Source organism: Kitasatospora sp. NPDC001175, from assembly GCF_053598215.1.
The window spans coordinates 16,725-35,705 of record NZ_JBSFJU010000057.1; the positions used below are offsets into that span (position 1 = coordinate 16,725).

Sequence of the window (18,981 nt, forward strand, 5' to 3'; positions counted from 1 at the left end):
CACCGGGAGCGATGATGACCACTGAAGTTCGCTCGCTCCGCGAGTTCAAGATGCCGGACGTCGGCGAGGGCCTCACCGAGGCCGAGATCCTGACCTGGTACGTCAAGCCCGGCGACGAGGTGACGGACGGTCAGGTCGTCTGCGAGGTGGAGACCGCCAAGGCCGCGGTCGAGCTGCCGATCCCGTTCAACGGGGTGGTGGAGCAGCTCTTCTTCCCCGCCGGGACCACGGTGGACGTCGGTACGGCGATCATCTCGGTCGCGGTCGGCGCTGGCGCCGGTGAGGCCGCTCCGGCCCCGGTGGCGGCCGCCGCGGCAGAGGAGGAGGCCGTGCCCGAGCGCCGCGAGGTGCTCGTCGGCTACGGGCCGCGGACCGGGGGCACCCAGCGCCGGGCCCGGCGCAGCGCCGCGGCCGCCCCGGCCAGACCGGCCGAGGCGCCGGCTCCCGCGGCTTACGCACCGCCGCAGGAGCCGGCGCCGGTAGCCCCGGTCGCTCCGGTGGCCGCCCCGGCGGTGGCCGAGCGGCCGCTGGCCAAGCCGCCGGTGCGCAAGCTGGCCAAGGACCTCGGGATCGACCTGCGGGCCGTCGTTCCGACCGGCCCCGAGGGTGTGATCACCCGCGAGGACGTCCACGCGGCGGCCCAGGCGGCGGCCGCCCCGGCCCAGGCCCCGGTGGCTCCGGCCGTCGCGCCGGCTCCGGCCGAGGAGGCCGTGGTGGCGGTGGCGCAGCCGGTGCCCGCTGGGCTGGGTGACGTCCGGGTGCCGGTCAAGGGTGTCCGGAAGGCCACCGCGCAGGCGATGGTGGCCTCGGCCTTCACCGCGCCGCACGTCACCGAGTTCGTCCAGGTCGACGTGACCCGGACGATGAAGCTGGTCCGCAAGCTCAAGGAGAGCGGCGAGCTGGGCGCGGGCGTTCGGGTCAGCCCGTTGCTGCTTGTCGCCAAGGCGCTGCTGACCGCGGTCCGGCGCTACCCGGAGATCAATGCCGCCTGGGACGAGGCCACCCAGGAGATCGTGATCAAGGGTCAGGTCAACCTCGGTATCGCGGCGGCCACCCCACGCGGTCTGATCGTGCCCAACATCAAGGACGCCGGATCCCAGACCCTGCCGCAACTGGCGGTCTCGCTCGGCGAGTTGATCGATACCGCGCGTCAGGGCAAGACCTCGCCGGCCGACATGCAGGGCGGCAGCATCACCATCACCAACGTCGGCGTCTTCGGCGTCGACACCGGCACCCCGATCCTCAACCCCGGCGAGGCCGCCATCCTGGCCTTCGGCGCGGTGCGGGAACTCCCGTGGGTGCACAAGGGCAAGGTGGTGCCGCGTCAGGTCACCACCCTCGCGCTCTCCTTCGACCACCGCCTGGTCGACGGCGAGCTCGGCTCCAAGGTCCTGGCGGACGTCGCCGCGATCCTGGAGCGCCCGAAGCGCCTGATCACCTGGGGCTGACCCGGTCAAGTGACGCTCCCCGTGAGCCCGTTGGGCCCTGCCTCGGCCGAGGCAGGGCCCAACGCGCTCAGCAGGGGCTCAGCGGAGCACCTCGAGGACGGTCGAGTTGCTCCTGCCGTCCAGGCCGAAGCCGCTGAAGACCTGGATCTCCCTCTGCTGCCTGGGGGCGTCGGCCGACAGCGAGAGGCGGAACAGGTAGCGGTGGGCGTGCTGGTCCGTCAGCGAGCCGGCCAGGGCGGAGGTGTCGGCGACCAGCGTCGGGTCGCAGCTGTGGTGCAGCGGCAGGACCTGCCACCGGCCGCCCTTCAGCACCTCCACCTTCAGGTCCTGGAGCCGCAGATTGGTCCCGGGAGTGGCGTAGTCGGAGTCGGAGCTCGGGTTATAGAGCGCGAACGACGGCGCGATCCTCGGGTAGTCCGCGCCGGTGAAGTTGGCCATCTCGACGCCGAGTTCGACCGGCGGGCCGCCGGCGGTCAGTGAGGTCGGCACCACCGGGACGAAGGCCGACGCCGGGTCGCCGTGGTGGGTCGCGCCGGGGGCGGAGGCGGCCGTGACGCCGGCGGCCGAGCCGGTGTCGTCACCGCACGCCCAGGCGGCGGGGGCACTCGGCAGCAGCGGGGCGGCGGCGCTGACGGTGACGGCGAGGGCGCCCAGGGCGAGAGCCCTGCGGGTGGCGAAGGCGGACAGGACGTTCTTCGCAAAGCCGGGCACAGCGGATGCTCGCATTATGGGTTCCCCCAGGGGGCCTGTCGCGGACTTCGTGGTGGAAGAGATCGGCCGGTAGCTGCACCCCCGGCGGCCCGCCGGACCGGTTCTCCGTGCCTTCGCACCTGCGCACACGCCTGCCGTCAGCTGGTGGCAGCCGTTCTGAAGATATTTCCGGAGTGCCGCAGAGGGTAATCCAGAATACTGCTCGGATGGCCGAACATCGCGTTGAACTGCCGCAGCAGACAGGGCCGGACACCGAGGCCGCGCCGGGGTCCTCCACCCGGCGCTCGCTGCGCCGGGACGTCTCGCTGCCCGCCCTGCTGGCCGGACTGGTCTGTATAGCCGTCTCCTTCTCCGGGCCACTGGTGATCGTCCTCGCGGCGGCGTCCGCGGGACACCTGGACGCCGCGCACACCGCCTCCTGGATCTGGGCGGTGTCCATCGGCAGCGGACTCACCTGCCTCCTGCTGAGCTGGTGGACCAGGACGCCGGTGATCACCGCCTGGTCCACTCCCGGTGCGGCGCTGCTGGTGACCAGCCTGGGCGCGTACCCGTACCGGGAGGCGGTGGGGGCGTTCCTGGTGAGCAACGTGGCGGTCGCGGTGTTCGGTGCGACCGGTCTGTTCGGGCGGCTGATCAGCGCGGTGCCGACCGGGATCGTCAACGCGATGCTGGCCGGAATCCTGTTCTCCTTCGGCACCGGGGTCTTCGGCTCGCTGCACAAGGCGCCCGTGCTGGTGCTCGGCAGCTTCGCCGCCTTCCTGCTCGCCAAGCGCTACCTGCCCCGGTACGCGGTACCCGTGGCCCTGCTGGCCGGCGGGGTGCTGGCGGCCGGCACCGTCGGACTGCCGCTGCACCTCGGGGACGGCGGGCTGGTCCGTCCGGTGCTGACCGCACCCGCCTTCGGCTGGCACGCGATGGTCGGACTGGCGCTGCCGCTCACCATCGTGGTGCTGGCCTCGCAGAACGCGCCCGGCCTCGCCATCATGCACGCCTCCGGCTACCGGACGGACGACCGGCTGCTGATCGGAGCCACCGGCGCGCTCTCCGTCCTGCTGGCGCCGTTCGGCTCGCCCGGGATCAACCTGGCCGCCATCACCGCCGCGATCTGCACCAGCCCGGAGAGCCACCCCGACCCCGACCGCCGCTACGTCGCCGGGATGTCGGCCGGATTCCTCTACCTGCTGGTCGGCAGCTTCGGCGGAGTACTGGTGAGCCTGTTCACCGGCCTGCCGGCGGCGCTCATCGCGGTGATCGCGGGGGTCGCGCTGCTGGCGTCCTTCCAGGGCAGCCTGGCCGGCGCGCTCGCCGATGAAGGCGGCCGTGACGGCGCCGTGGTGACCTTCCTCGCCACCGCCTCCGGGATGAGCCTGTTCGGCATCGGCTCGGCCTTCTGGGGCCTGCTCTTGGGAATCGGTACGCACCTGCTGCTGCGTCGCCGCTGAGCCGCCCCGGTCGGGCGAGCGGCCCGGCCCCTGTACGGCCGTTGCGGGTGACGCGCCTGCGGATTGCGCCGGATGCCCCGCCGCGGTGGCCCGGTCCGGCGAAGTCGCTCCCCACGAGGTCGGGTCTGTCCGGCGGGCCGGGTACGTCTTGGCGACCCCCCACCCGAGCTCCAGGCCGGGTGACCGGAGTCCGGAGGACGCACCGTATGCCGAACGGTAGGTCTGGCCGAATCGTCCGGAGCGCGGCGGCGCTCAGCCTGCTCTCGGTCGCGGCTCTGCCGACCGTTCTCGAGGTGGCATCCCCGCCACCCTTCGGAACGATCGGCGCTCCGGCGCCCTCCCCGGACCGTGCCCTACCTCTGCACGGCACCGGCGGTGCCGCGCCGCGGTCGCCCCAGCCCGCGCCCACGGTGGACATACGCCGCACCGGAGACCCCGCCGACCGGATCACGTTGGTGCTGATAGGCGACGGCTACACCGCCGACCAGCAGGAGCTGTTCCAGGAACAGGCGGACCGGGCCTGGCACGCGCTGATGGAGATAGAGCCGTTCCGCAGCTACCAGGGCTACTTCAACATAAGGCGGGTCGACGTGGTCTCCCCGGTCGCCGGGATAGCCGAGTCGGAGGGCCAGAGCCACCGGACGGGCACCCCGCTGGGGATGCACTTCTGGTGCGACGGCACCGCCCGGCTGCTCTGTGCGGACGAGCCCACCACCGCTCGGTACGCGGGCAACGGCGACGGACCGCAGTACGTGATCGCCCTCGCCAACTCCAGCGAGTACGGCGGCGCCGGCGGTACCGCGGTGACCACCCTCGCGGGCGGCAGCCCGGACGCCGGACGGATCATCCAGCACGAGATCGGCCACACCGTCGGCGACCTCGGCGACGAGTACGACAGCGCCCCCGACGACGCCGACTACCCCAACCTCTCCACGGTGAACGCCGACGAGATGGCCCGCACCCGTGTGAAGTGGTGGCGCTGGCTCGGCGCCGAGTCCCCGGACGGCGGTGGCACCGTCGGGGCGTACCGCAGCGCCAACGGCATCTACCGGCCGACCGTCGACTCGGTCATGCGGACCCTCGGCGGCAGCTACAACCTCCCCTCCCGGGAGGCGATCCTCGAACAGATCTACCGCCGGGTCGGCCCGATGGACCCGCCGGAGCCCGCCGCGGGCACGGTGGCCGGGCGACCCCGGCTGCACGTCCGCCCGCTGCCGCTGGCCGGCGACCGGCAGCTGGACGTGGTGTGGAAGGTCGACGGCGTGCTGACCACTCCGCAGGGAGCGGATCCGACCTGGCTGGACACCTCCTTGCTGCAGATCCCCTCCGGCAAGGACGTGAAGGTCACCGCGACCGTGCGGGACACCACCGACTGGGTGCGCGACGAGGCGTTCCGCGAGCAGCGCATGACCAGGACGGTGACCTGGACGCTCAAGGGCTGAGCCCCTTGGGGCACGGGGTTCCTTCGAGTCCCTGCCCCCGCTCCCGGCAGGCAACCCGGGCAGATTGGTCATTTGATGGGATGACTAGTCTGGTCGTCGTGCCCGTGGACCCAGACAGCCCAGTCGCATCCCGTCCAGTTCCCGGTCCTCGACTCCCGCCACAACCCGGATCCGAACCCTCCGAGCGCTCCGAGCACGCCCCCGCACCACCCGGCGGCCGGGCCGCCTGGGCCGCGTGGTCGATCGGTGTCGGCGTCTACGTCCTCGCGGTGATCCACCGCACCAGCCTCGGTGTGGCCGGCCTGGACGCGGTGGCCAGGTTCGGCATCGGCGCCTCGGCGCTCTCCACCTTCGCCGTCCTGCAGGTGCTGGTCTACGCGGCCATGCAGGTGCCGGTCGGCCTGCTGATCGACCGGTTCGGGCCGCGCCGGGTACTGCTGCTCGGCATCCTGCTGCTGAGTACGGGACAGCTCGCCTTCGCCTTCAGCTCCTCGTTCGGACCCGCGCTGGCCGCCCGTGCGGTGCTCGGCTGCGGCGACGCGATGACCTTCATCAGCGTGCTGCGGGTCGCCGCCCGCTGGTTCCCGGCGGCCAGGAACCCGCTGGTCGCCCAGCTCACCGGACTGGTCGGTACCGGCGGCAACCTGGTGACCACCGCCGTTCTCGCCCAGGCGCTGCACCGCGAGGGCTGGACCTTCACCTTCGCCCTGATCGCCCTGCTCGGCGTGGGCGCCTTCGGGATGGTCGCACTGCTGCTCAAGGAGGCCCCGGCGGGCGTCACCGTCGTGCCGGCGACCGGAGGGCGGCCGCCCGCACGCGAGCAGATCCGGCAGGCCTGGCGGCAGCCCGGCACCCGGCTCGGCCTGTGGGTGCACTTCACCACCGCCCTCCCGGGCGCGGCCTTCGGCCTGCTCTGGGGCATGCCCTTCCTGGTCGAGGGCCAGGGCATGAGCCGGGACGAGGCGGGCGGGCTGCTGACCCTGCTCGTCCTCAGCAACATGGCCTTCGGCCTGGTCTTCGGGCGGCTGGTCTCCCGGTACCCCGCCGCCCGGATCCCGGTGACCTTCACGGTCATCGGCGCCACGGCCGCCTGCTGGGCCGCGGTGCTCGCCTGGCCCGGCGGGCGGCCGCCGCTCTGGCTGCTGGTGGTGCTGCTCGTCGTCATGGGCAGCAACGGCCCCGCATCCCTGGTCGGCCTCGACTACGCCCGCGCCCACAACCCGCCCGAGCGCCTCGGCACGGCCTCCGGCATCGCCAACATGGGCGGCTTCATCGGCACGGTGATCACCCTCTTCGGCATCGGCCTGCTGCTCGACTCCCTCTCCGGGCCCGCCGGGCACACGGCCGAGACGTACCGGTGGGCCTTCTGCTGGCAGTACGTGCCGCTGGCGGTGGGGACGGGGATGATCGTCCGGCTGAGGCGGGAGCTGGGGCGGGCGTAGGGTTTTTGTAGGGGTTCTGACCTGTGAAAACGCGCGCAACCCTCACTCGAAGTGAGGGTTACCGAGGTCATAAGTGTCGTAACCCTATGCCAGGCATAGGGTTACGACGGTCTCGTGCTCATCTGTCGCCGAGTGCGCGCAGCAGGTCGGCGATCTGCTGGACCGTTCCGTGGATCCGGGCGGAGCCGACCTCGCACACCAGGCCGTCGGAGGAGGCCGAGGGCGGCTGCGGCTGCGGATTCTCCGGGTCGGTCGGGTGGTTGGCGAGGCTGCGGATCAGGTCGACCAGCTTGAGCCTCGGGCAGCGCGGGATCGCCTTGCCACCACGGATCCCCACGTGCTCGACGCTCGGGCACTGGAAGTACGCGCCGAACGGCGGTCCGCTGTCGTCCTGCCTGCTCGGGACGCGGAACTCCATCTCGCCGTGCCGGCAGTGCACCGTCCCGTCCGAGCGGATGTGGACGCCCGGCCCGTCCTCCTGGTCGATTTGGGCCAGGATCTGCACCTGCTGTCCGATCGCCTCGGCGAGGGTCTCCGCCATCCGCTGCTGCTGCTTGGGGACGTCGGTGTCACCGCGTCGGATCGACGGGAGCAGCTCTCCGGTGCCCCACTCCTGGAACGGGCGCGCGGCTGGCTTGTTCGAGCGCATGACGAGCGTGTAGAGGCCGGCCTCGTTGATCAGGTTGATCATTGGGTTGCCGGGGTTGTAGGGCTTACCACCTGCGGAAACGTCATTACACGTACTGAAAGTACGTGAAATCTGCTGGCTGTTGACGACTCGTGCGTTCCCCGAGCCGACAGTCTTGTTCGCACGGCTCGGGTTCTCCCGCCCCAGGATCCTGCACACGTCCGCCGTGACGAACCACGGTTCGCCGTTGATCATGACCACCCTGATCGGCTGGCCGGTGACCGGGAAGCTGGACCGCACCAGCACCATGCCGGCTTCGTCGTCCATGACCGCCGCTCCTTCACTCTCGGTGATGGGCCGCCCTGGACTACGAGGCCGAACGGGTGATGTGCCGGTGCCAGTCGGACACACGGAAGCGCGACGCGCGCCACCCGCGTACGCCACGGAGACGTGCTTCCGCTCAGCTGTAACGCTTCTCCGTGTACATCAAGTGGTCAAGAAGGCCATCGGGAAGCTCACGGACCGTCACGGCGTCAGTGCGAAGTTGGCCAGCACCCGGGCGGCCAGCTCCTGGTCGCCCTCGGCCTTGACCGGGCCCGGGCGGCCGCGGCCGCAGGCGAGCCTGGCGTACGTTTCCCAGTCCATCGTGAACTGGACGCCGGGGGCGAGGCTGACCCGCTCGTCCAGGGTGCCGCGGCCGTCGGCGTCCACCCGGACGGTGCGCAGGAACTCCACCTCACCGGTCACGTCGAAGGAGACCACCGTCCCGGCGGGGGCGCCGGCCAGCCGGGCGACGGCCTTGGGGAGTCCCTCCAGCAGGAGGTCGCGGGTGATCAAGGCGGCCGGGGAGGCGAGGTTGCCGGGGACGCCGATGGCGCGCCGCAGATCCTGCTCGTGCACCCAGACGTCGAGCACCCGCTCGCGCAGCAGCGCCCAGTACGGCAGGTCGCGGGCGAGCGGCCCGGCGGGCGTGCGGACGAGGTCGCCCGGCTCGTACCTGGAGTCGCGCAGCGCGCGCGAGCGGCGGATGACGATGTAGTCCAGCTCGCTGGTCAGCTCGATGGGGGTGTGGCAGCGCCGCTTGTCGACCGGCAGCTCGACGTAGCGGGCGAACTCGGTGGTGACGTGCCGCAGATCGCGCGGCAGCGAGTGGATCGGCCGGGGATCGCCGAGCAGCTCGGACTCGACCGCGATGACGTGTGAGACGACGTCGCGGACGGACCAGCCGGGACACTCGGTGGCCCGGTTCCAGGAGTCCGTCGGCAGTGCGGCCAGCAGTTCGGATATCGACTCGATGGACTGCGTCCAGGCGTCGATGCAGGCCTGCACGGTCTGATTGTCCGTCACGGGTATCTCCGGCTCTCCGTCAGGTTCTCGCCACGCTCGTCCGCCTCCGGGTGGACCGGAGTCCGGTGGACGAGGTGTCCAGGCTTCCGGGCGGACGCGCTACCCGCACGTTACGCTGCCGGATGACAGCTGGGCAGCGCTTTCGGGTGACGATCGTAGGACGGGTGCCATGGACGGTGGTAGTGTGCGCGCTTCATTGATCCAACTCGCGGTCTCCGACGCCGAGCCGCCTCAGGAGCGGCGGGCCAGGGTCGCCGCGCTGGTACGGGCGCAGGAGGGGGCCGACCTGGTCGTCCTCCCCGAACTGTGGCCGCTCGGGGGATTCTCGTACGACGCCTGGTCCGGCGGTGCCGAGCCGCTGGACGGCCCGACCGCCGAGGTGATGTCGGCCGCCGCCAAGGCGGCCGGGGTGTGGCTGCACGCGGGTTCGATCGTCGAGCGCGACCCGGACGGGCCCATCTACAACACCTCGCTCCTCTTCGCCCCCGACGGCGAGCTGCAGCACACCTACCGCAAGATCCACCGCTTCGGCTTCGACAGCGGTGAGGCGGTCGCGATGGGCGCCGGCCAGGAGATCGTCACCGCCGCCACCGACTTCGGCACCCTGGGCCTGGCCACCTGCTACGACCTGCGCTTCCCCGAGCTGTTCCGGGCGTTGCTGGACGCCGGGGCCGAGCTGCTGGTCGTCCCGGCCGCCTGGCCGGCCCGCCGCCGTGAGCACTGGACGCTGTTCGCCCGCGCCCGCGCGGTCGAGGAGCAGGCCTACGTACTGGCCTGCAACAACGCCGGGACGCACGGCGGGGTGGAGCAGGCGGGCCACAGCATCGTGGTCGACCCGTGGGGCAAGGTGCTGGCCGAGGCGGGCGCGGACGAGGAGGTGATCACGGTGGAGTTCGATCCCGGCGAGGTCGCCAGGGCCCGTGCCGAGTTCCCGGTGCACCGCGACCGCCTGCTCGGCATCCCGGCGCCGGTGCAGCGCTGACCGGACGGCGGGGCCGCTGACCGTATCCCGTCGGGGACCGCTCACCGGACGGCGGGGACCGTTCACCGGCCACCCGGCGGCGGGCGGACCCCGCCGCTGCCCCGGTATGGCCGGGAACAAGGTTCTTGCGCACCCGACGGCCGTTTTTTGAGAAGATGGGCCGCCGTCGCGACAGCCTAGTCCGAAAGGGGGAGTCATGGCCGGAATGTCCAGCTCCCTCGGGACCGGGGGCGGCCACCCCGCCATCCAGCGCAACAGCCTGCGGGAGCAGATCGCGGGCGCACTGCGCGAGGAGATGATGGCCGGACGCCTCGCGGCGGGCCAGAACTTCACCGTCAAGGAGATCGCCGAGCAGTACGGAGTCTCGGCGACCCCGGCCAGGGAGGCGCTGGTCGACCTGGCCGCCCAGGGGCTGCTCCGCGCGGAGCACCACCGGGGGTTCACGGTGCCGGAGTTCACCTGGGCCGACTTCCTGGAGATCTTCGAGGCCAGGACACTGCTCACCGACAGCTCGCTGCGCCGGCTCGCCACCCGGCGGGGCGGCGCGGCCGCGCCCGGGTACGACTGGGCCCGGCTGCCCTCGCTGCGCCGCCGGGCCGAGGCCGCCGTCCGCGCCTCGCGGGCCGGTCAGCTGGACGTCCTGGTCGGCTGCGACCGGCGGTTCTGGCAGGAGGTCGGCCTGCTGGCGGGCAACCGCCGGATCGGCGACTACCTGGACTGGCTGCGGGTGCAGTCCTGGATGTTCGCGGCGCCCTACCTGCGCTCGGCGGACAACCTCGCCGGGGTCTGCTGGTCCGGGCACAACGAACTGGTGGACCGGATCGAGGCCCGCGACCTGGGCGGGACGCACCGGCTGGTCAACGAGTACAACCTGTTCACCGTCGAACTGCTGGCCTCGCTCGCCGGGCAGCCGCTGGAGTCGGTCGCGGTGCTGTCGCTGCTCCACGAACACCTGGCCGAGGACTCCTCGTCCGCACCGCCGCCGGCCCCGGCGGGTCAAGATCCCCAGACCCAGGCGCGCGAGGTGGCGGAGGTCGGCCTCGGGTTGGTGCCGCTGCCGCGCTTCGTCCCGCCGAAGGGGACACCCGGAAGGTTCGGCGGGCCGGTGCGGGTGTTCCGGCCGGGGAGCGAGGAGCCCGCACCGGGCCGATAGGGTGGGCCGTCGTTGCCCGCCCTCCGGAGAGGAAGAGCCGGCCGATGGCCTGCGACCTTTGGCTGGTCCCGCTCGTGGACAAGCTGACCCACAGCCCCGAGAACCCGTTCCGGGACGACCTCCAGCGCTACAACCTCGCGCTCACCGCCCAGGGCCTGCCCGAGGTGCCCGTGTACGCGTACGCGCCGGGCATAACCGGCGAGGTCGAACCGGTGGCGGCGTTCGACTACAACTCGCTCCACTTCCTGCGCCGCGCCTACCTGTTGGGGCTGACCGGGTTCGAGGTCACGCCGGTGGACGAACTCGGCGGGGACTACGAGCAGCTGCTGGAGATGTTCGAGAGCACGGCCGAGCAGTCGCACCTGGTCTGGCACTTCGACCATGCCGGGGCGTACGTGCCGATCGACTTCCTGCTTCCGGTGGTGGCCGAGAACCTGCTGGAGGCGGGCGGGCCGCTCGGGTCCTCGCAGGGGCTGCTGCGCGAACTCCAGGCCGTCGCCCCGGTGTTGGGCATCGACGTCTACAACCCGCCGGCCCCCACCCGCCCGCTCGGCCCGACCGGCCTGGAGCAGCCCTTCGGCCCGCCGCTGGACGACGTCCACCCCTATGCCCGCGAACGCCACGCCTGGGCCGGTCTCTACGCGGCGGCGACCCGCAGCGTCACTCAGGGTGCCATGATCGTCTTCGCCTGACGGCAGTCGCGGGGAGCGGCGGCACCGCTCGGGAGCGGACGGGTGCGCCCCGGGCACTTTGTCGGGCCGTTTCCCGGCCCGCCGGGCGCGGGGGTCACCGCAGGGGTCCCTCCGGGGGCCGCTGGCGCGGCATGGTGGGCCGGGCGCCCGGGGAGGGCAGCACGCGGACCTGGGCGCCCGCGCCGCCCTCGCTGCGCCCGCCCCAGGGGCCGGGGGCCTGGGTGGGCAGTTGGGTCATGCCGGCCCGGAACTCCAGCATCCACTCGGAGGTCTCGCTGCGGACCATGTCCGAGACGTCCTCGCAGAACCGCCGCAGTACTCCGAGGCAGCGCTCGGCGGCCTCCCCCGCCGTGCCCTCGGTGGGCCCGAGCACCTCGCGCACGCACTCCGAGGCCCAGTCGAACTGGAACGCCTCCAGCCGTCGCTGCAGCGCCTGCGCGGTGCTGATGTCGCGCATCCAGCCGGACGTCAGCCCGAACGCCCGGTCCGCGCCCAGGCAGGCGGTGGAGAACACCAGCCCGATGTACCCCCAGTCCGCGGCCTGCCCGGCGAGGCCCGTGAGCGAGACCAGGGGAGCGGTCACCCCGGCGACCGCGAAACCGGCCGCGCCGAACCGCAGCAGCCGGGCCCAGCGGCGCTTCCACACCCGGTCTTGGCGGTACCACTCGATCGCCTCGACGGCCCGCTCCTCGGACCACCGGTAGAGCTCCTCCAGCCGCTCGGCGGGCTCGCCCCAGTCCCCGAGCGGGAACTGGCGGGCGCTCAGGTCGGTACGGCGCCGCGAGGGCGTGCGCTCCGGGGAGGGCGTGACGGGCTGGTCCTCCTCGCCGACTTCCTTGCCCCAGGGGCTCTCCTCGGGCTGCATTTCCGGCTGGCTCACCTGTGGGGCTCCCTGTGGCGGGCGGACTGCTGACGCCCCGGCGGGGTGCCGGGACTGACCGGGCGTCGGTCTGACGCCAGGTCCTGTGACGTTTCATCGGACCGGCCCGGCGCCGTGTGCGGGTCTGGGCCGCCCAATGGTGCCGTGCACCGGGCTTTGCCGGTGGTTCTCCAAGACAAACTCTTACCGCCAAATGGCTGAGCGTGGGGCCGGTTCCGGGGTGATCGTTATCGGATTTCGCCTCGGTATGCCGAGGTGGGAGGGTTTCGGCGGGTGGTGAGATTTCACCCTTCCGAGGGAGCGGTCCGCGACGCTCCGACCTGACCCGGCAGTGGAAGGCCCCCGAGGTGGGCCAATTCTTGGATGTTCCTACAACGGGATGGCGCCGATCTCCGTCCCGATCTGGAGCTTTCGACGGGGTCGGGCGCCGGGCGCCGGGAGGTCACCGACTACCCTGTGCGGCGTGAAGGTCCTCGTCATCGGCGGCGGCGCCCGCGAACACGCCCTGTGCCGCTCCCTGTCCCAAGATCCTGCCGTCACCGAGCTGCACTGCGCCCCGGGCAACGCCGGGATCGCCCGGGTGGCGACGGTCCACCCGGTCGACCAGCTGAACGGCGACCAGGTCACCGAACTGGCCCGGCAACTGGCCGCCGATCTCGTGGTGATCGGCCCGGAGGCCCCGCTGGTGGCCGGCGTCGCCGACTCGCTGCGCGCGGCCGGCTTCGCGGTCTTCGGCCCCTCGGGCGAGGCGGCCCGGCTGGAGGGCTCCAAGGCCTTCGCCAAGGACGTGATGGCCGAAGCCGGCGTCCCCACCGCCCGCTCCTACGTCTGCACCACCGCCGAGGAGGCCGCCGAGGCGCTGGACGCCTTCGGCGCCCCGTACGTGGTCAAGGACGACGGCCTCGCGGCGGGCAAGGGCGTCGTGGTCACCGCCGACCGCGAGGCCGCGCTGGCCCACGCGGCCGCCTGCGAGCGCGTGGTCGTCGAGGAGTACCTGGACGGCCCCGAGGTCTCGCTGTTCGCGATCACCGACGGCACCACCGTCCTCCCGCTGGTGCCCGCTCAGGACTTCAAGCGCGCCCTGGACGGCGACGAGGGCCCGAACACCGGCGGCATGGGCGCCTACTCGCCGCTGCCCTGGGCCCCCGAGGGCCTGGTCGAGGAGGTGCTGCGGACCGTCCTGCAGCCCACCGTGGACGAGCTGCGCCGCCGGGACACCCCGTTCTCCGGCCTGCTCTACGCCGGCCTCGCGCTGACCTCGCGCGGCACCCGGGTGATCGAGTTCAACGCCCGCTTCGGCGATCCGGAGACCCAGGTGGTGCTCGCCAGGCTGCGCACCCCGCTGGCCGGTGTCCTGCTGGCCGCCGCCGAGGGGACCCTGGACGAGCTGGAGCCGCTGCGCTGGGACGAGGGCGCGGCCGTCACCGTGGTGATCGCCTCCGAGGGCTACCCGGCCGCGCCGCGCACCGGCGACCCGATCGACGGCCTGGCCGAGGCCGAGTCCGCCGACGGTTCGGTCCACGTGCTGCACGCCGGCACCCGGGCCGACGAGGACGGGCAGGTGTTCAGCGCCGGCGGCCGGGTGCTGTCGGTCACCGCGACCGGCACCGACCTCGCCGAGGCCCGCGAGCGCGCCTACCGGGCCGTCGGGCGGATCACCCTCAAGGGCTCCCACCACCGCAGCGACATCGCTCTCAAGGCCGCCGGGCGGTAGCCGGACGGAGACGGTCGACAGGGGCGCGGGGCAGAGCACCGCGCCCCTGTCGTCTTCTGCCCGGCGCCCGTTCGCTGCCCGGTCTCTGTTGTTCTGCCCGGTCTCTGTTCACTGCACGGCCCCGGGGCGCGCGGCGCGTTTTGCGCTCGGCCGGAGGTATCCCCCTCGGGCAGTGCGTCCGCGATGAGGGCAGGCCCACGCCACACCGGAAGAAGCCGGGATTCCAGCCCTTCGGGTGACCAAGTCGCCATCCGGCTGACGCGGCCGGCGGCCGGGCCTTATGGTGCGCTGGATCGTGCCGGATCGTGGCGGCCCGGTCCGGGCCGCCGTGCGCCGTGCCGGGTGGCGTCCGGCGCGGTCAGGGGGATGCTGAAGGCGTGCACCGTCACCAGGACGGGTGGAAAGCGGACCGACCCGGAACACTCGCCCGCACGCTGGCGTCAAGACTGTCAGAAGTGCCAGGCAGGATGCACAACCGGCGTTGGCGCAGGCCGATGCCCGGTCTGAACTGATCATTTCGAGTCGGCTCGGGTGTCCGGACCGCTGCGGACCTCCTTCGTGGGGCGTCGCGATCACCGACCTCGGGCTCCGAAGGGGGTGCCGCGTCGCATGGCCGCTGTGGAAGCCGCCCGCGCACATGCCCAGGCGCTGCTGCGGGTGCGGGGGCTCGGGGTGGCCCTCGCCGCGCTGCCCGCCGCCCTCGCCGTGGTGCTGCTGGCCGGTCGGTTCACCGGGCGGATCGGCGCACCGGGTGCCGCCGACACGGCGGCGTGGGACACCGCCCGCTGGGTCACCGGGGTGGTCGCCGTGGTGGTCCTGACACTGGCCGCGCTGGTCGGCAGGTCCCACGCCAGGGCCGTCCCACCGCGTACTCCGGCCGTGCCGGTGGCGCCGGCCTCCGCTCCGGAGCTGTACCGACTGATCGGCGAGCTGGCCGAGCGCCTGGAGGTGCCGGCTCCCTCCGGCATCGCGCTCACCCCCGACTGCGACAGCTGGCTGGAGGAGGCCCATCCGGACGGTCGGCTGTTCGCCCGCCGTCGCGCCGAGCCGTCCGCGCCGGTGCTGGTGATCGGCTCGCCCTTCCTGTGGTGGATGCGGGCGGGCGAGCTGCGCGCCCTGCTCGCACCCGTGGTGGCGGGTACGGCCGCCGCCGCCGATCCCGAGATCGCCGCCGCCCGCCGCTTCGTCCGCGGCCTGGACGCCGCACTGGACACCTCCGGCACCGGCCGGCGCACCGGCCCGGCCGCGCTGTTGGACGGGATCACCCGATGGCTGCTCGCCGCCTGCCGCGACCACTCGTCGGAGCTGGAGCGCTCGGTGGCCGCCTGGGCCTCCGACCACGCCAAGGCGGTCGACTACGGGCTGCGGATCGCCGCCCAGGAGCAGGTCGGCCTCGCCTACGCGGGCTGGGACCGGCTGCTCAACCGGGTTGCGCTGCCCGCCTGGCGGCTCGGCCGGATGCCCACCCACCTGAACGCCGGCGTGGTGTCCGCGCTGACCGAGCTCTCCCGCCGCGACCGCCTCGCGGGCGGGTACGAGTCCCGGCTCGGCGACCGCCCCGCCTGCGACCTGCTGGAGGAGCCCGGCCAGGTGGACGCGGCCGTCTCGCTGCTCGCCGCCGAGCTGTTCTTCGGCACCCCGACCACCGACTGGCAGGACCTCGATTGGGCGGACTACCCCGCGCAGGTGGTGGACCTCGGCTGGCGTACCCAGGCCGCCGCCCTGCAGGCCGCGCTGGACGGTACGGCGGCACCGGGCGCGGGCGGCGCCGGGCGCGGCGCGGCGCGCCACGGCGGTACTCGGCGGAGCCGCACCAACGGGCCGCCGCTGACCGGCCTGCTGGCCCGGCTCGCGGAGGGCGGGGGCGAGGTGCTGTCCGCCGCGCTGGCCACCCAGTTGGCGCGCGGCGGCCGGGGAGTGCCCCCGCTGCAGCCCGTGCGCACCGGTCGCGATCTGCTGGTCGAGCACGCGACCGCGCTGGTCTGCTGCGAGGCGATGGACTCGGGTACCGGCACCCCGGGCCTGGACTGGCTGGACGGCCCGGTGTTGCTGCTGGACGGCAAGCGCGGGCCCGACCCTGCCGGCCCGGTGGCGCAGGCGGTGGAGCAGGGCAAGGACGCCCCGTTGCGCGGCTGGCTGGAGGGCGCGGGGGTCCGGCTCGAGCGCCCTGTACGTCTGTGAGTCAGGCGGGGTTTCCGGAGGTCACGGCGGAGCACCGGGCTCCAACAGCACTTGTTGCTACCGTGGGGTGACGCAGCGCCAGCAATTTGTGGTGTGCTAGTCCGCAGCACGCACATACTTGTGGCACATGCCACCAGGCGGGGGCGCCGGGCCGGTCCCGGCAACTGTGGGAGGGGCGCGTGGGGACGGAACTCAACCGCCGCTGGGAGTCGGGCACGCTGGCACACGGTGTCTCCGACCCCTTCGGGCAAGGGCCGCTGCCCTGGCTGCGGAGTCCGGACCAGTACGTGGCCGGGGCCGGGGGCACCATCCCCTGGTACGTCAGCGTGGACGCACCCGGCCAGCAGCCGCTGGCCACCCCGCCGCCCAAACCGCCGGTCGGCACCCCGACCACCTCGGAGGACGTGAACCAGCAGATCAAGGGCTTCGCCTCGGCCGGTGTGGTCCGCCCCGGCGGGTCGGTGGACTTCCGGGTCACGGTGAACCCGCCGCGCGAGTTCACCGTGGACGTCTACCGGATCGGCCACTACAACGGCGACGGCGCCCACCACATGACGTCGAGCCCGCTGATCGCGGGCGTGGCCCAGGCAGCGCCGCTGGTGGTCAGCCGCACCGTCTCATGCCACCACTGGTGGCAGTCCTGGCGGCTGCAGATCCCGCAGGCCTGGAGACCGGGCGCGTACGTCGCGGTGCTCACCACCGCCGACAACCTGCACCGCAGCCACATCCCTTTCACCGTGCGGGACTTCGCCGGGTCCGGGCACCCGTGCGAGCTGCTGCTGGTGCTGCCCGACGTGACCTGGCAGGCGTACAACCTCTTCCCGGAGGACGGCCACCGCGGTGCCAGCCTCTACCACGCCTGGGACGACGGGGGCCGGCTGCTGGGCGAGCGGGAGGCCGCCGTCACGGTCTCCTTCGACCGGCCGCACGCGGGTGCCGGGCTGCCGCTGCACGTCGGCCACGCCTACGACTTCATCCGCTGGGCGGAGCGCTACGGCTACGACCTCTCCTACGCCACCGCCTCGGACCTGCACGCCGGCCTGGTCGAACCGGCCCGGCACAAGGCGCTGATCTTCCCCGGGCACGACGAGTACTGGTCCGAGCCGATGCGCCGTACGGTCGAGCGGGCCAGGGACAACGGGACTTCGCTGGTCTTCCTCTCCGCCAACACCATGTACTGGCGGGTCGAGCTGACGGCCGGTCCGTCCGGTGAGCCGAACCGGCTGCTCAACTGCCGCAAGCGCCAACGGGTTCCGGCCGGGCAGCCGGCAGCCGGGGTGCCCGGCAGCCAGAGCGCGCTGTGGCGGGACGCGGGCGAGCCGGAGCAGCACCTCCTCGGCGTCCAGTACGCGGGGAGCGTGCCCACGCCCGTTCCGCTGGTGGCCCGGAACACCTCGCACTGGCTCTGGGAGGGAACCGGTCTGCGGGAGGGGGAGCAGCTGCCCGGGCTGGTCGCGGGCGAGGCGGACTGCTACTTCCCGAGGGTCGCCCTGCCGGAGAACACCGAGCGGATCCTGCTCGCCCACTCCCCGTACCGCGACGTCCTCGGCAAACCCCGCCACCAGGAGACTTCGCTCTACCGGGCCCCCAGCGGCGCGTACGTCTTCGCGGCCGGCACCTTCGCCTGGTCCCCGGCCCTCGACCGCCCCGGCCACACCGACGAGCGCATCCAGCGGGCGACGGCCAACCTGCTCGACCACGTCTGCAAGGAGGGCTAGGGCCTGTCCGGTGGGGCGGGCGGGAGGGCGTCCGCGGTGCGCCGTCACGGGGGTTTTCCACGCCGGCGGGGCCCGTGCTGGTAAGGGGTGGGAGCTACGCGCGTGGAACAGGCTGGGAGGGGGCTTCGTGACAGACTCGGGGCCAGTGACCTCCCCTTTCTCGCCGAACCGGGGCGAGAACCACCCTGAGGACTGAGACACCTTGAGCGGATTTGTCACCAAGCCCGAGCCGGTCCAGGTACCCGGCCTGGTCCACCTGCACACCGGCAAGGTGCGCGATCTCTACCGTGCGGAGAACGGCGACCTGGTGATGGTGGCCAGTGACCGGACCTCCGCCTTCGACTGGGTGCTGCCGACCGACATCCCCGACAAGGGCCGGATCCTCACCCAGCTCTCGCTGTGGTGGTTCGAGCGGATCGCCGACATCGTGCCCAACCACGTGATCTCTACCGAGGTCCCGGCCGGCGCGCCCGCCGACTGGAAGGGCCGCACCCTGGTCTGCCGTGCCCTGGACATGGTCCCGGTGGAGTGCGTGGCCCGCGGCTACCTGGCCGGTTCCGGTCTGGTGGAGTACCAGGCGGACCGTACGGTCTGCGGCATCGCGCTGCCCGAGGGGCTCGAGAACGGCTCCGAACTGCCCGCGCCGATCTACACCCCGGCGCTGAAGGCCGAGGTCGGCGAGCACGACGAGAACGTCTCCTACGAGGAGACCGCCCGCCGGATCGGCTCCGAGCTGGCCGCCACCCTGCGGCAGACCACGCTGGCCGTGTACTCCCGGGCCCGGGACATCGCCCGCGAGCGGGGGATCATCCTCGCCGACACCAAGTTCGAGTTCGGCCTGCGCAACGGCGAACTGGTGATCGGCGACGAGGTGCTCACCCCGGACTCCTCCCGCTTCTGGCCCGTCGACCAGTGGGAGCCGGGCCGCGCCCAGCCGTCCTTCGACAAGCAGTTCATCCGCGACTGGCTGACCTCGCCCGAGTCCGGTTGGGACCGTGGGAGCGAGCTCCCGCCGCCCGCGCTGCCCGCCGACGTCGTCGAGCGCAGCCGCGCCAAGTACGTCGAAGCCTACGAGCGCCTGACCGGTCTCAACTGGGCCTGAGGGCCGAAGGCCGCCGGAGTCCCGCGCACTCCGGGCCGTTCGCGCTCCTGGAGTCCCCCCTGCCCCAGGGGCGCGAACGGCCCGACGGCGTGCGCCGGG

The 18,981-nt window shown here is 72.9% G+C and carries 15 protein-coding genes; 11 read left to right on the plus strand and 4 right to left on the minus strand.

Annotated elements, in window-relative coordinates:
* The first annotated feature begins 14 nt into the window (after positions 1-14).
* Positions 15-1,448 carry a dihydrolipoamide acetyltransferase family protein gene (locus ACWDAK_RS30690; RefSeq protein ID WP_427395416.1) on the plus strand — a complete coding sequence of 478 codons (1,434 nt, stop codon included), beginning with the start codon at positions 15-17 and terminating at the stop codon, positions 1,446-1,448.
* Positions 1,449-1,526: 78 nt separating this feature from the next.
* Here ACWDAK_RS30690 and ACWDAK_RS30695 read toward each other — a convergent pair whose 3' ends face one another.
* Positions 1,527-2,159 (minus strand): hypothetical protein, encoded by a 633-nt coding sequence (locus ACWDAK_RS30695; RefSeq protein ID WP_344639173.1) that lies wholly within the window; start codon positions 2,157-2,159, stop codon positions 1,527-1,529.
* A 206-nt stretch (positions 2,160-2,365) separates the two neighbouring features.
* On the opposite strand from ACWDAK_RS30695, the gene ACWDAK_RS30700 reads away from it, so the two are divergent.
* The 3 genes from ACWDAK_RS30700 to ACWDAK_RS30710 all read left to right on the plus strand — a co-directional run bounded on the left by ACWDAK_RS30700 (position 2,366) and on the right by ACWDAK_RS30710 (position 6,485).
* A complete protein-coding gene (locus ACWDAK_RS30700; protein WP_344639174.1) occupies positions 2,366-3,601 on the plus strand; it encodes a benzoate/H(+) symporter BenE family transporter in 1,236 nt (411 codons plus the stop codon).
* A 293-nt stretch (positions 3,602-3,894) separates the two neighbouring features.
* Positions 3,895-5,043, plus strand: a complete 1,149-nt coding sequence (locus ACWDAK_RS30705; RefSeq protein WP_344639175.1) for a M64 family metallopeptidase — start codon at positions 3,895-3,897, stop codon at positions 5,041-5,043.
* A 98-nt stretch (positions 5,044-5,141) separates the two neighbouring features.
* Positions 5,142-6,485, plus strand: a complete 1,344-nt coding sequence (locus tag ACWDAK_RS30710; protein ID WP_425557794.1) for an MFS transporter — start codon at positions 5,142-5,144, stop codon at positions 6,483-6,485.
* A gap of 118 nt (positions 6,486-6,603) precedes the next feature.
* Here the strand turns inward: ACWDAK_RS30710 and ACWDAK_RS30715 are convergent, their stop codons facing one another.
* Both ACWDAK_RS30715 and ACWDAK_RS30720 read right to left on the minus strand, forming a co-directional pair.
* Complete coding sequence (locus tag ACWDAK_RS30715; protein ID WP_427395417.1) at positions 6,604-7,440, minus strand: BRO-N domain-containing protein; 837 nt, start codon at positions 7,438-7,440, stop codon at positions 6,604-6,606.
* 198 nt (positions 7,441-7,638) lie between these two features.
* A complete protein-coding gene (locus tag ACWDAK_RS30720) occupies positions 7,639-8,460 on the minus strand; it encodes a maleylpyruvate isomerase family mycothiol-dependent enzyme (protein ID WP_344639177.1) in 822 nt (273 codons plus the stop codon).
* A gap of 184 nt (positions 8,461-8,644) precedes the next feature.
* On the opposite strand from ACWDAK_RS30720, the gene ACWDAK_RS30725 reads away from it, so the two are divergent.
* From ACWDAK_RS30725 to ACWDAK_RS30735, 3 genes are all read left to right on the plus strand, one after another.
* Entirely contained in the window at positions 8,645-9,442 is a 798-nt protein-coding gene (locus ACWDAK_RS30725) for a carbon-nitrogen family hydrolase (RefSeq protein WP_344639248.1), read from the plus strand.
* 205 nt (positions 9,443-9,647) lie between these two features.
* A complete protein-coding gene (locus ACWDAK_RS30730; protein WP_344639178.1) occupies positions 9,648-10,595 on the plus strand; it encodes a GntR family transcriptional regulator in 948 nt (315 codons plus the stop codon).
* Between the two features lie 44 nt (positions 10,596-10,639).
* Positions 10,640-11,287, plus strand: coding sequence for a hypothetical protein (locus tag ACWDAK_RS30735; protein ID WP_344639179.1), 648 nt, complete (start codon positions 10,640-10,642; stop codon positions 11,285-11,287).
* 94 nt (positions 11,288-11,381) lie between these two features.
* Here ACWDAK_RS30735 and ACWDAK_RS30740 read toward each other — a convergent pair whose 3' ends face one another.
* On the minus strand, positions 11,382-12,167 hold the full coding sequence (locus ACWDAK_RS30740) for an SLATT domain-containing protein (protein WP_425557795.1): 786 nt from the start codon (positions 12,165-12,167) through the stop codon (positions 11,382-11,384).
* Between the two features lie 463 nt (positions 12,168-12,630).
* On the opposite strand from ACWDAK_RS30740, the gene purD reads away from it, so the two are divergent.
* The 4 genes from purD (at position 12,631) to ACWDAK_RS30760 (ending at position 18,882) form a co-directional block, all read left to right on the plus strand.
* Positions 12,631-13,881, plus strand: a complete 1,251-nt coding sequence (gene purD / locus ACWDAK_RS30745; protein WP_344639180.1) for a phosphoribosylamine--glycine ligase — start codon at positions 12,631-12,633, stop codon at positions 13,879-13,881.
* Positions 13,882-14,490: 609 nt separating this feature from the next.
* The gene (locus ACWDAK_RS30750) at positions 14,491-16,062 is read left to right on the plus strand and encodes a hypothetical protein (protein ID WP_344639181.1); all 1,572 of its coding nucleotides are present in this window, start codon (positions 14,491-14,493) and stop codon (positions 16,060-16,062) included.
* 179 nt (positions 16,063-16,241) lie between these two features.
* Entirely contained in the window at positions 16,242-17,780 is a 1,539-nt protein-coding gene (locus ACWDAK_RS30755) for a N,N-dimethylformamidase beta subunit family domain-containing protein (protein WP_344639182.1), read from the plus strand.
* Between the two features lie 202 nt (positions 17,781-17,982).
* Complete coding sequence (locus tag ACWDAK_RS30760; RefSeq protein ID WP_427395418.1) at positions 17,983-18,882, plus strand: phosphoribosylaminoimidazolesuccinocarboxamide synthase; 900 nt, start codon at positions 17,983-17,985, stop codon at positions 18,880-18,882.
* Positions 18,883-18,981: the final 99 nt, after the last annotated feature.